Here is a 12,160-nt window from a genome sequence, read left to right on the forward strand (position 1 = left end):
ATTGGATCTGGCGAAACTCAATTCAGCGACGGATTGCGCTGGCGATAGCCGCCGGCCTTGTCCTTGATGAAGATCTCGGCGACCTGGGAATGCCGGATCGGCTCGCCGGAATCGTCCGGCAGCAGGTTCTGCTCGGAGACGTAGGCGACGTATTCCGATTCCGCGTTCTCCGCGAGCAGGTGGTAGAACGGCTGGTCCTTGTGGGGCCGCACCTCCTCGGGGATCGACAGCCACCATTCCTCGGTATTGTTGAATTCCGGATCGATGTCGAAGATCACCCCCCGGAACGAGAAGATCCGGTGGCGAACGACCTGTCCGATCTGGAATTTCGCGGTCCGCGCTTTAATCATTTCCCGTCGATAGACCAGGATTGTGGCCGATGCTAGTGCCCTTGTCTGGAATTACCCCGCGGTTGCCGGGCAGATAGCCCCAAGGTCTTCAGAAAACACTTCATCAATGGCCGATATCCTCAATCTTGCACTACCTTATTTCGGCTTGATCTTTGTCGGATTCGCCTGCGGTAAGGTCAAATCCCTGCCGGAATCGGGCCTCGCCTGGATGAACTTCTTCCTGCTCTACGTGTCGCTGCCGGCACTGCTGTTTGCGATCATGTCGAAGACGCCGTTCTCGGAATTGAACAACCCGCCGTTCCTCGTCGCGACCACGCTGTCGACGGTCGCCGCGTTCACCCTGGCGCTGGTCGTCGGGAAGGTTTTCGGCCGCCTGACGCTGCGTGAGGCGACGCTCGCCGGGCTCTCCGGCGGCTACGGCAATATCGGCTATATGGGGCCGGGCCTCGCGCTCGCGGTGCTGGGAACCAAGGCGTCGGCGCCGACCGCGTTGATCTTCTGCTGCGACAGCATCTTCCTGTTTACGATCGTGCCGCTGCTGATCGAGCTCTCCGACCGCGATCATCCCTCGATCATTCATGCCTTCGGCGTCGTGCTGAAGCAGATCGTGCTCAACCCGCTGATCATGTCGGCCTGCTTCGGCGCGGCCTTCGCATCGCTGCATATCGAGATGCCCGTAGCGCTCGATCGCACCATCACCTTCCTCCAGAACGCGGCGGCGCCGACCGCGCTGTTCGTGCTTGGCGTGACGGTGGCGCTGCGCCCGTTCGACCGGGTGCCGTGGGAGGTGCCGGGCGTGATTGCAATCAAGCTGCTGTTTCACCCGCTTGCCGCGTTCGGGCTGATGCTGGCGTTCGGTCCGTTCGCGCAGCCCTGGGCCGCGACCGCGGTGCTGATGGCCTCCTTGCCGCCGGCGCTGAACGTGTTCGTGATTGCCCGGCAGAACGACGCCTGGATCGAATCCGCATCCGTTGCCGTGCTGCTCGGGACGTTTGCGTCGGTGGTCACGCTGACCAGCGTGATGTGGTTGCTGCAGACCGGCCGGCTGGCGTTTCCGTGATGAGCGCTATCTAGCTAGCGCCGCCAGCTACCTTCGCCAGGTCGGCGTCAGCCCCTCACGCATCGCAAAGCGCCGGAGCGGGCCGATGGCGCCGAGCAGGTGCATGCCGACCGCGCGGACCGGCTGCAGCGGCAGGAAGTCGTTGAGCAGGGAGCGGTTGGCGATGTCGATCGCGAACGTGCGGCTCAGGATATCGGGGCGCCGCGCGCGGTCGTAGCGCTTGAGCACCTCGTCCGCACCGGGGTCCTGTGCCGCAGCGATGGCTTCGCCCGCGAGCCTGGCGATATCGGCGGCATCGCGCAGGCCGAGATTGAGGCCCTGGGCGCCGATCGGCGGAACCACATGGGCGGCCTCACCGACCAGTGCGATACGGTCGCGCCCGAAGGATTTGGGGCGTTCGATCGCGAGCGGAAACAGGTGACGGCCTGGCTCGACCGTCATGCGTCCCAGGATGGAATGCGACTGCTTCTCGATCGCGGCGGAGAGTTCCGCGTCGCTCAAGCCGCGAAGCCGCTCGGCCTCCGCGGGCGCCGAGACCCAGACGATGCTGGAGCGGTCGCCGGGCAGGGGCACGAACACGCAGGGACCATGCGGCGTGTGGAACTCGGTTGAGACATTGCGGTGCGGGCGCGCGTGGCCGACGTTGAAGGTCAGCGCGGTCTGCGTCAGGTCGCGCCGTGTCACCTCGATGCCGGCGGCTTCCCGGCAGAGGGAATGCCGGCCGTCGGCGCCGACCACGAGCCGGGCCGAGAGAAATTGACCGGAGGCGGTGCGGATGGCGACATCGTCGGCGCCGATGACGATGCTTTCGGCCTCGTCGTCGAAACGCACGACCCCGGGCAATTCGGCGGCGCGCTCTTCCAGCGCCAGCATCAGCGAGCGGTTGTCGATGTTGTAGCCGAAGGCGTCGAGCGCGATCTCGTGACAGGAGAACCGAACCTCGGGGCTGCGGAACAGCCGGCCGGTATCGTCGACGAGGCGCATGACCTCGAGCGCGGCCGCCTTGTCCTTGCAGCGCGGCCAGACGTCGAGGCTCTCCAGCAGATCGACGGAGGCGCCCAGCAGCGCGGTGGTACGGTTGTCGGAATACGGCACGCGCCGTGCCACCAGTGCGGTCCGCGCGCCCGCCTGCGCCAATGCGATCGCTGCCGCGAGTCCCGCCGGTCCGCCGCCGATCACGGCCGCGTCGAAGAGTGCCGATGCTTCTGTCATGGGAACGACATTTGACATGCTCCGCGGCAAATTCAAGCCCGGCTGTTTTTCCGTGATTTTGGGGCCAATTGTGCGACGGAGCGCCGCAATGGCTTATGTGCAAACCGGTGCCATTCTGATAGCAGAAGCCATGGATATTCAGCAGGATTCCCTGAAACCGAGACCGGCGATCCGCGCCGCGGCCTTTTCGGTGCACATCTTCACCGCCTTCGGTGCGGCGATCGCGCTGCTGGCGATGCTGGAGGCCGTGCGCGAGCATTGGGCGGGCATGTTTCAGTGGCTCGGCGTCGCCCTGATCATCGACGCCATCGACGGTCCGATCGCGCGGCTGCTGAAGGTCAAGGACGTACAGCCGAACTGGTCTGGCGACGTGCTCGATCTCGTGGTCGACTTCGTCACCTATGTGTTCGTGCCGGCCTATGCGATCGTGGCGAGCGGCCTGCTGCTGCCGGTGGCGGCGCCGCTGCTCGGCATCGCTATCATCGTCACCAGCGCACTATATTTCGCCGATCTGCGCATGAAGGCGGACGACAATCATTTTCGCGGCTTTCCGGCGCTGTGGAATGCGGCGGCGTTCTACCTGTTCCTGCTGCACTGGCCGCCACTGTGGTCGACGCTGCTGGTGGCGACGCTGGTGGTGCTGACCTTCGTGCCGTTCCATGTGTTGCATCCGGTCCGCGTCGTGCGGCTGCGCTGGCTGACGATGTCGCTGATCGCGGTCTGGGCGGTGCTCGGCCTCTACACGCTGGAGATGGATTTTCGCGTCGGCACCGGCGTGACGGTCGCGCTCTGCGCCATCGCGCTGTGGATCAGCTTCAGCGACGCCATGATCCGTCTGGCAAGATCCTTCGCATGATGCATCTGCTCACCAGCCCGGAAGCCTGGGCCGCGTTGCTCACCTTGACCGCGCTTGAGATCGTGCTCGGCATCGACAACATCATCTTCCTGTCGGTGCTGGTCGCGCGCCTGCCGGCGCATCAGGCCAACCGGGCCCGGCAGATCGGGCTGGCGCTGGCGCTGATCTTCCGCCTCATTCTGCTCAGCCTGCTGTTCTGGCTGACCGGCCTGACGGCGCCCGTCTTCTCGCTCGGCGGGTTCGACTTCTCGTGGCGTGACATCATCCTGATCGGCGGCGGCCTGTTCCTGATCGCCAAGGCGACGCACGAGATTCATGCCGCGGTCGAGCCGCCCGATGCAGCGGAAGATCGCGCGTCCGGCCGCAACGCCTTCTTGCTGGTGATCGCCCAGATCATCGTCATCGACCTCGTGTTCTCGCTGGACTCGATCATCACCGCGATCGGCATGGCGCAGGAGATCGAGATCATGATCGCGGCCGTCGTGATCGCCTGCGCCGTCATGTACGTCTCGTCCGGTCCCGTGGCGCGGTTCGTGGCCGAGCACCCGACCACCAAGATGCTGGCGCTGGCCTTCCTCGTTCTGATCGGCGTCGCGCTGGTGGCCGATGGATTGAAATTCCACATTCCGCGCGGCTACATCTATTTCGCGATTGCGTTCTCGGCGGCGGTGGAATTCTTCAACGTGCTGGCGAGGCGCAACCAACGGAAAACCGGCAACAAGACCTAAGGAGCTCAGGCAATGACCAAAGCTGTTCGTGTGCACAAGGTCGGAGGCCCCGAAGCCCTGGTCTATGAGAGCGTCGACTTACCGGCGCCTGCTGCCGGCGAGGTGCGCATCCGCCAGCATGCGGTGGGCCTCAACTTCATCGACGTCTATTATCGCACCGGTCTCTACAAGGCGCCGGGCCTGCCCTTCATCGTCGGCAACGAGGCCTCGGGCGAGGTCATGGCGGTGGGACCGGGCGTGACCAATTTCCATCCTGGCGACCGCGTCGCCTACTACCACAATCTCGGTGCCTATACCGGCGAACGCAACATCCCCTGGGAGAAGCTGGTCAAGCTGCCCGACCACATCACCTATGAGCAGGGCGCCGTGCTGATGCTCAAGGGGCTGACGGTCTGGTATCTCCTGCACAAGACCTTCAAGGTCGAGCCGCATCACCGCGTGCTGATCCACGCCGCCGCCGGCGGCATCGGGCTCCTGGCCTGCCAATGGGCGAGAGCGCTCGGCGCGCACGTCATCGGCACGGTCGGCTCGCGCGAGAAGGCCGAGCTTGCGGAGGCCAATGGCTGCGACCACGTCATCCTCTACAACGAGGAGGATTTCGTCGCGCGCGTCAAACAGATCAGCCGCAACGAGGGCTGCGACGTCGTCTATGACGGCGTCGGCAAGGCGACCTTTCCAGGCTCGCTGTCGTGCCTGAAGCCGCGCGGCATGTTCGTCTCGTTCGGCAATGCCTCAGGGCCGGTGCCGCCGTTCTCGATCGCCGAGCTCAACAATCACGGCTCGCTGTTCGCGACGCGGCCGAAGCTCAACGATTACGTCGGCACGCGCAAGGAACTGCTGGAAGGCGCCGACACGCTGTTTTCCGCCGTCATCAACGGCAAGCTGCACGTGCCGATCAACCACGCCTACGCGCTGAAGGACGCCGCCAAGGCGCATATCGATCTCGAGAGCCGCAAGACGACGGGCGCGTCGATTTTGAAGCCGTAAGCCCTCGCCGTCATTGCGAGCGAAGCGAAGCAATCCAGAATCTATCCGTTGAGGCAGTCTGGATTGCTTCGTCGCTTCGCTCCTCGCAATGACGAGGCTACGCCACCCGCCGGGCCGCTCCCGCCTTGGTCAATATCCCGTCCAGACAATCGACCATCTCGGCGATCTCCGCCCGCGTGACGTTCAGCGCCGGCATGAAGCGCAGCGTGTCAACCTGCGGCGCGTTGAGGAGCACGCCGGCCTCGAACGCCTGGGCGACGATGGCAGGCGCGATCGGCAGCTTGAGGTCGAGCGCGAGCAGCAGGCCACGGCCGCGCACGCCGCCGAGGCCGTGCCGGGCCGAGACCTTCTGCAACTCGCTTTCGAGCAGCAGGCCTGTCTCGGTGACCGCCTTGAGGAAGTCGGGCTTGCTGACCGCTTCCATCACCGCAAGCCCTGCGGCGCACATGATCGGGTTGCCGTTGAACGTGCCGCCCTGGTCGCCGTGCTCGAAGCAGGAGGCGCGTTCGGTCGCGAGCAGGGCCGCGAGCGGGACACCACCGCCGATGCCCTTGCCGAGCGTCATGATATCGGGCGCGATGCCGGCGTGCTCGTAGTGGAACAGCTTGCCGGTCCGGCCCATGCCGGTCTGGATCTCGTCGAAGATCAGCAGCAGGCCGTGCGCCTCGGTCAGCGTGCGCAGCTGCTGCAGGAACTGATCGGTCGCCGGCCACACGCCTGATTCACCCTGGATCGGCTCGAGCATCACCGCGACGGTGTTGTCGTTGATCAGGCGTTCGACCGAGGCGATGTCGTTCAGCTTGGCCTTCTTGAAGCCGGCGACCTTCGGCTCGAACAACGGCTCGAACGCCTTCTTGCCGGAGGCCGACATCGTCGCCAGCGTGCGGCCGTGGAAGCCGCCCTCGAAGCTGATGATCTCGAACGCGCCGCCTTTGTGCAGGCTGCCATATTTGCGCGCGAGCTTGATCGCACCCTCGTTGGCTTCCGCGCCGGAATTGGTGAAGAACACCTGGTCGAAGGCACTGTGGTCGACCAGCGCCTTGGCAAGGTTGAGGCTTGGCGCGTTGTAGAAGGCGGGGCTCGGATTCAGCAGCCGCTTGGCCTGTGCGGTGAGCGCATCGGCGATCGCCGGCGGCGAATGGCCGAGGCAGTTCACGGCCCAGCCCTGCACGAAATCGAGATAGCGCTTGCGGCTGTCGTCCCAGAGGTAGGAGCCCGCGCCGCGGACGAACACGGCCTTGGGCCGTGCGGTGATGTCCATCAGCGCGTCATACGGATGCGTGGCGGTGGTCATGTCGAACTCCTCTGGGGGCGGGTGGAATCGGGGTGCGAAAAGCAGAAAGGCCGCACCTTGCGGGTGCGGCCTTTCTCGAGAACTGCGCTGAATTCAGTGCTTCAGCGGCGTCGTCGGACATGGCGCACCCTCTCGTCGTCGCGGAAGCGACGGCGGAGCATTTCGGTGCGCTGATGGGTCCGAGCGTTGATCATGGGGCGCGGCAATACATGCCAATGGCAGGGCTTGTCAAGCGGGCGTTTTGCGAAACACCCGCCCGGCGTGCATCGGTCAGGTCAGATGCGCGGCTTCCCCGGCGTCTTCGTCGCCCCAGTCCGCATCGGCAATCGCGCTGTCGATTAGCTCGCCGCGCAGCAGCTTGAGCGGCGATTTCCAGTACAGCGCGATGTTGTGGAAGGGATCCGTCAGCACCTTGAACGCCCACACCAGCCCGGTGGTGACGTCGCGCGTGACGAACAGCTGGAGCATGCGCGCAAGCCCGCCGCCGATGCCGATCGCGAGCCAGAGCGCGCCGACATGGCGGACGAAGTCGAAGCGGTCGGTGGGAAGATCGAACAGCCCGAACAACGTGGGATAGGCGTACAGCGCGATCGGCGCGCTTCCCCAGACCAGCAGCAGGACGATCTTGCGGGTCTGGTTGTAGCCGACCTTGACCGCTTCCTTGTAGTCGTTGCTGACGTCGTTGACGGCGTCGTAGCCATTCGGCTCGAAGAAGAAATGCCCGGTCTGCCGCGTCAGCATCGCGAGCCAGCCGACGATGCCGGCAAGCGCCGGGTCCTTGAAAAGCAACGCATAGCAACCGAGGAAGATCACGGCACTGATCAGGTGCAGCGTCTGGTTGACGGTGCTCTGGTGGTAAAAGCGGTAATCATCGAAGCGCTGCGTGCGCAGCATGTTCGAGAGGTGGCTCATCCTCGTTCCTCGCTCGCGTTGAAAAGCAGCTGAGAGTTAGGACGAGTCCGTGACCCCTGCGTGAATGCAATATAGTGTCACATTTCCCGCGCGGACGTCGCAGCGCGGATTAATCGACGCCGTAATGGGCGAACACATCGGCGATGCCGGCGTTAATGGCCCTGGCGGCCGCAATGTCCCGTTCAGCGCCGTCGTTGTCGCCCATCTTCCGCTTCGCAAGTCCGCGCCCGTAGAGCGAACTGTCGAGCTGCGGCTTGGTGCCCAGCGCCGCGTCATAATCGGCAATCGCCGCGTCGAGATTGCCGAGCTTGAGATGAGCGAGGGCCCGGCTGTCGAGCGTATCAGGGTCGTTGGGGGCCATCCGCAGCGACTGGTCGCAATCGGCCAGCGCCGCCTCCAGGCGACCGAGGATCGCGCGGGTGAAGCAGCGCGAGTTGAATACGTCGGCACGGTTGCCATTTGCCTTGATCGAACGATCGTAGTCCTCCAGCGCCAGCACATACTCGTACGTATCGAAATACATGTTCCCGCGCGCATAGAAATCGCGGTCGTTGTTCGGGCTGAGCTGCAGCGATTTGGCGAAGTCGGCCAGTGCGCGGGGGCGGTCGCCACGGTCGCGGAAGACGCGCGCGCGGTTGCCGTAGGCCGGGCCGTAGTTCGGGTCGAGCTTGATCGACAGGTCGAAATCCGCAAGAGCGCGGTCGTCCTGGCGATGGTCGCGATAGGCGGTGCCGCGATTGAAATAAGCCAGCGCGAATTTCGGATCGAGCTTGATGGCCTGGTCGTAATCGGCCATCGCGCGCTCGTACTCGTTCTTGTCGATGAGCGAGTTGCCGCGGTTGTTGTAATAGAGCGCGTCGCGGGCGTTCAGTCGGATGGCGCGCGTGTAGTCGGCAATGGCATGATCCTTGTCGCCGAGATCGTCATAGGCGATGCCGCGATTGTACCAGAGGTCTGAATCTTTCGGATCGAGATCGATGGCGCGGTTGAAGTCCGCCAGGGCGCGCTCGGCATCGCCCTTGCGCCGGAACATCTCGCCGCGATTGGCGAGCGCATGCACGTCGTTGGGGTCGGCTTTGAGCACGGCCGAGCAGCCGGTAATGCGCTGGTCCTCGCTGCTCCCGTCGTCATCGGCGTAACACTATTTCTGCAACTGCGCGGCCGCCGGGGATCGCGCGGCAGCGGGGGTCGACAGCGCGAGCAGGGCCATCGCGGCGCCTATTGCCGACAGCTTGAAGAAAATTCCTGACGTTTGATCGTGTTTCATTATTTGTCCGCGTCGAAACCATTGCGCCTCTAGCGCGTTTGTGATCGAAGGACGCGACTTGGTTCGAACCGAATGTGTTACGGCTCAGACCAAGAAGGCGGGACCAACAGATAGTTTAAAAGCCTTGCCCGAGACGCCTTATCCGATCGACCTCGACAGCATTCGCGGCGCGTTTCCGCCGGGCATCGAGGCGCCGTCGCTCCTCGTCGACTTTGCCGATTGGCTGAAGGAGCGACCATGGGGCAGCGTCGGCTGCTTTTCCCTGCAAGGCCAATTCTCCGATTCCGCGCCGATCTTCGACGGCAGTCCCTTGCGCAACAGCTTTTCGCTGTTCATGCGGCTGCCGGATGGCTCGGCCGTCGGCGGCTGGTATGGTGCGGGTCTGGACCGCGACAATCCGCCGATCGTGGGGCTGGGCTCCGAGGGCGACTATGAGCTGCTGGCGCCGAGCCTCGACGGCTTGCTGGCAAAGCTGACGTCGCAGCAATTCGGCAAGGCCTGGAGCGATCTCAAGCCGCATGACGAGGTCGAGTGTCAGACCGTCGAGCTGGCGCGATGGCTTGCCGGACAGCCGTCCGGCGACAAGGCGGCGTGTGACGACGGCTCGCCTGATCTGCCCGACTTCCGCGGCTTCATGGAAAAATGGAGCCGTGATCGCGAAGAGTATTGGGCCAATCATCGCCTGATGGCGGAGCTGGGCTGGCGCCTTGCTGCTCATCTGCCGAAGGGCAAGAATGCCTGGGACAAGACGCATTTCGAGGTCGCCATCGTCGGCAAGCAGTACGAGGCGCGCGTGCTGTCGCGCGGCCCGCAACCGTTCGAGGAGGCCGCGTCGGTCGAATCGTTGCTGCGCGATCTACGCGAGGAAATGCGGACGGCACAGCCCGAGCTCGGGCTGTGGTACGCGATGAAATTCGGCCTCTACGCCGACGGGCGTGTCATGCCGATTTTCGAATACGACGTGCGGCCGGCCATCGGCGGCGAGCCGGCAATGTTATCCGAGGCGAAAGCCGATCTCGCCCGCGCCCCAAGGCCGGAGCGCTGGGTGCCGAGATGGCTGGCGGAAGCCTGAAGCTCGGAACGGCACCTTCGATCCCCTTGACTTAGAGTGCGCTCGAAGGGGTATCTGTCCGTGCGTCAGTACGAGAACGGGCACACATGAAGATCGGCGACCTCGCAAAACGAACCGGCTTGTCGACCCACACGTTGCGTTATTATGAGCGCATCGGGCTGCTGCCATACGCAGACCGGGATCGCTCCGGCCAGCGTGACTTCGACGCATCGATCCTCACATGGATCGAATTCCTCGGTCGGCTCAAGACCACGGGAATGCCGATCCGGGACATGTTGCGTTATGCGGCGCTTCGTGATGAAGGCGAAGCCACCGGGCCAGCCCGGCGGCAGATGCTGGAAATCCACCGGGAACAGGTTCGCACGCAGATTGCCGAACTCCAGGAATGCCTGCTCGTCCTTGATACCAAGATCGCCGGCTATGCCAGCGACGAACAGAGGACGAAGGAAGATGACGCACGCCCAACCACAAGCCGAAAGCCGCTTCGATCGCGGCCAGCGGGCCCTGTCACGCATTGACGGCAAAGCCGGCGAAAAGGTCGTCGCCTCACTCGCCGACATCGCTCCGGATTTCGCGCGATACGTGATCGAGTTTCCGTTCGGTGACATCTACTGCCGCCCGGGCCTCGGCCTGCGCGATCGAGAGATCGCGACGATCGCCGCGTTGACGACGCTCGGAAATGCCGCACCCCAGCTCAAGGTGCATATCGAGGCGGGTCTGAACGTCGGTCTGTCTCGCAATGAGATCGTGGAGGTCATCATGCAGATGGCCGTCTATGCGGGCTTCCCGGCGGCGTTGAACGGACTGTTCGCAGCCAAGGAGGTGTTTTCCGCGCATGACGGACGGGAGGCGTCGACGGCGTGACGGCGCGAAAGTCCTAGCGACGTCAGTGGCTGCGCTATCGCATACGAGCATTCATACGAGGCCGTCATGCCCGGGCTTGTCCCGGGCATCCACGTTCTTCGTACCGCGCCGCAAGGCGTGGATGGCCGGGACAAGCCCGGCCATGACGCCGTCGAAGCATTCGTGTTTCAGAACCCCGCGACGCTACCGTGCAGATCGTATTGATCCGCGCGCTCGATCTTCGCGGTGACGATCTCGCCGACGCGCAGGGGGCGGCGGCTGTTGAGATACACCGCGCCGTCGATCTCCGGCGCATCGGCCTTGGAGCGGCCCTTGGCCACGGTCGGTCCGACCTCGTCGATGATGATCTGCTGGCGCGTGCCGACCTTGCGCTTCAGCCGTCGCGCCGAGATCTTCTGCTGGCGCGCCATCAGCGCATTGTAGCGCTCCTGCTTGATCTCTTCGGGCACCGGACTCTCGATCGCGTTCGCCGTGGCGCCGGCGACCGGTTCGTACTTGAAGCAGCCGAGACGATCGATCTCGGCCTCATCCAGCCAATTGAGCAAATATTCGAAATCGGCGTCGGTCTCGCCGGGGAAGCCGACGATGAAGGTCGAACGCAGGGCCAGATCAGGGCATTCCTCGCGCCAGCGCTTGATGCGCGCCAGAGTCTTGTCCTGCGCTGCCGGGCGCTTCATCGCCTTCAGCACCTCGGGGCTCGCATGCTGGAACGGGATGTCGAGATAGGGCAGCACCTTGCCCTCATTCATCAATGCGATGACCTCGTCGACATGCGGGTAGGGGTAGACATATTGCAGCCGGACCCAGGCGCCGAGTTCGCCGAGCTCGCGCGCGAGGTCGAGGAATTTGGCGCGGACCTGACGGTCCTTCCACGGGCTCTCGGCATATTTGAGATCGACGCCGTAGGCCGAGGTGTCCTGCGAGATCACCAGCAGCTCTTTCACGCCGGCGGCGACCAGCTTTTCGGCCTCCCGCAGCACGTCATTGGCCGGGCGCGAGACGAGATCGCCGCGCAGCTTCGGGATGATGCAGAAGGTGCAGCGGTTGTTGCAGCCCTCGGAAATCTTCAGATAAGCGTAGTGGCGCGGGGTCAGCTTGATGCCCTGCGGCGGCACCAGATCGAGATGCGGATTGTGGGCGGGCGGCAGCGCGCGGTGCACGGCGTCGAGCACGCTCTCATATTGCTGCGGGCCGGAGATCGAGAGCACGCCGGGATAGGCCTGCTCGATCTGCTCGGGCTCGGCGCCCATGCAGCCGGTCACGATCACCTTGCCGTTCTCGGCCATGGCTTCGCCGATCGCCGACAGCGACTCCTGCTTGGCGCTGTCGAGGAAGCCACAGGTGTTGACGATGACGATGTCGGCCCCGTCATGCTTGCGGGCGAGTTCATAGCCCTCCGCGCGCAGGCGCGTGATGATGCGCTCGGAATCCACCAATGCCTTGGGACACCCGAGCGACACGAAGCTGACCTTGGGCGCAGCCGTCTGATCCATATCCAAATCTGCCTGATTGACAGGCCTGAGCTAGTCCCAATTGCCCATAATTACAACCCTTTGCA

13 protein-coding genes are annotated in these 12,160 nt (G+C 64.2%); 7 read left to right on the forward strand and 6 right to left on the reverse strand.

Annotated elements, in window-relative coordinates; all coding sequences use genetic code 11:
• Positions 1 to 17 precede the first annotated feature (17 nt).
• Complete coding sequence (hspQ, locus tag FNV92_RS17640) at positions 18 to 350, reverse strand: heat shock protein HspQ (protein ID WP_015686013.1); 333 nt, start codon at positions 348 to 350, stop codon at positions 18 to 20.
• Between the two features lie 106 nt (positions 351 to 456).
• Between hspQ and FNV92_RS17645 the strand changes: the two genes are divergently transcribed.
• Entirely contained in the window at positions 457 to 1,410 is a 954-nt protein-coding gene (locus FNV92_RS17645) for an AEC family transporter (RefSeq protein ID WP_015686014.1), read from the forward strand.
• Between the two features lie 27 nt (positions 1,411 to 1,437).
• On the opposite strand, the gene FNV92_RS17650 is transcribed toward FNV92_RS17645, so the two are convergent.
• A complete protein-coding gene (locus tag FNV92_RS17650) occupies positions 1,438 to 2,622 on the reverse strand; it encodes a UbiH/UbiF family hydroxylase (protein ID WP_143845497.1) in 1,185 nt (394 codons plus the stop codon).
• Positions 2,623 to 2,710: 88 nt separating this feature from the next.
• Between FNV92_RS17650 and pcsA the strand changes: the two genes are divergently transcribed.
• The 3 genes from pcsA to FNV92_RS17665 are packed head-to-tail and all read left to right on the forward strand — an operon-like array spanning position 2,711 to position 5,193.
• Positions 2,711 to 3,478: a phosphatidylcholine synthase gene (gene pcsA, locus FNV92_RS17655; RefSeq protein ID WP_168213665.1), complete on the forward strand. Its 768-nt coding sequence runs from the start codon at positions 2,711 to 2,713 to the stop codon at positions 3,476 to 3,478.
• The gene (locus FNV92_RS17660) at positions 3,475 to 4,206 is read left to right on the forward strand and encodes a TerC family protein (protein ID WP_143845494.1); all 732 of its coding nucleotides are present in this window, start codon (positions 3,475 to 3,477) and stop codon (positions 4,204 to 4,206) included. Before pcsA ends, FNV92_RS17660 begins: the two co-directional genes overlap by 4 nt.
• A gap of 12 nt (positions 4,207 to 4,218) precedes the next feature.
• Positions 4,219 to 5,193 carry a quinone oxidoreductase family protein gene (locus FNV92_RS17665; protein ID WP_143845492.1) on the forward strand — a complete coding sequence of 325 codons (975 nt, stop codon included), beginning with the start codon at positions 4,219 to 4,221 and terminating at the stop codon, positions 5,191 to 5,193.
• A 97-nt stretch (positions 5,194 to 5,290) separates the two neighbouring features.
• Here the strand turns inward: FNV92_RS17665 and FNV92_RS17670 are convergent, their stop codons facing one another.
• The 3 genes from FNV92_RS17670 to FNV92_RS17680 form a co-directional block, all read right to left on the reverse strand.
• Positions 5,291 to 6,487: an acetylornithine transaminase gene (locus FNV92_RS17670; protein WP_143845490.1), complete on the reverse strand. Its 1,197-nt coding sequence runs from the start codon at positions 6,485 to 6,487 to the stop codon at positions 5,291 to 5,293.
• 270 nt (positions 6,488 to 6,757) lie between these two features.
• Positions 6,758 to 7,399, reverse strand: coding sequence for a hypothetical protein (locus FNV92_RS17675; protein ID WP_015686020.1), 642 nt, complete (start codon positions 7,397 to 7,399; stop codon positions 6,758 to 6,760).
• Positions 7,400 to 7,508: 109 nt separating this feature from the next.
• Entirely contained in the window at positions 7,509 to 8,483 is a 975-nt protein-coding gene (locus tag FNV92_RS17680) for a tetratricopeptide repeat protein (RefSeq protein WP_244623682.1), read from the reverse strand.
• A gap of 307 nt (positions 8,484 to 8,790) precedes the next feature.
• Here FNV92_RS17680 and FNV92_RS17685 point away from each other — a divergent pair, with 307 nt between their 5' ends.
• The 3 genes from FNV92_RS17685 to FNV92_RS17695 all read left to right on the forward strand — a co-directional run bounded on the left by FNV92_RS17685 (position 8,791) and on the right by FNV92_RS17695 (position 10,602).
• Positions 8,791 to 9,738: a hypothetical protein gene (locus tag FNV92_RS17685; RefSeq protein ID WP_143845488.1), complete on the forward strand. Its 948-nt coding sequence runs from the start codon at positions 8,791 to 8,793 to the stop codon at positions 9,736 to 9,738.
• A gap of 86 nt (positions 9,739 to 9,824) precedes the next feature.
• A complete protein-coding gene (locus tag FNV92_RS17690; protein WP_015686023.1) occupies positions 9,825 to 10,256 on the forward strand; it encodes a MerR family transcriptional regulator in 432 nt (143 codons plus the stop codon).
• Positions 10,189 to 10,602 carry a carboxymuconolactone decarboxylase family protein gene (locus FNV92_RS17695; protein WP_143845486.1) on the forward strand — a complete coding sequence of 138 codons (414 nt, stop codon included), beginning with the start codon at positions 10,189 to 10,191 and terminating at the stop codon, positions 10,600 to 10,602. Before FNV92_RS17690 ends, FNV92_RS17695 begins: the two co-directional genes overlap by 68 nt.
• A 167-nt stretch (positions 10,603 to 10,769) precedes the next feature.
• Here FNV92_RS17695 and rimO read toward each other — a convergent pair whose 3' ends face one another.
• Positions 10,770 to 12,095, reverse strand: coding sequence for a 30S ribosomal protein S12 methylthiotransferase RimO (rimO, locus tag FNV92_RS17700; RefSeq protein WP_143845484.1), 1,326 nt, complete (start codon positions 12,093 to 12,095; stop codon positions 10,770 to 10,772).
• Positions 12,096 to 12,160: the final 65 nt, after the last annotated feature.

This window comes from Bradyrhizobium cosmicum, assembly GCF_007290395.2.
GTDB lineage: Bacteria > Pseudomonadota > Alphaproteobacteria > Rhizobiales > Xanthobacteraceae > Bradyrhizobium > Bradyrhizobium cosmicum.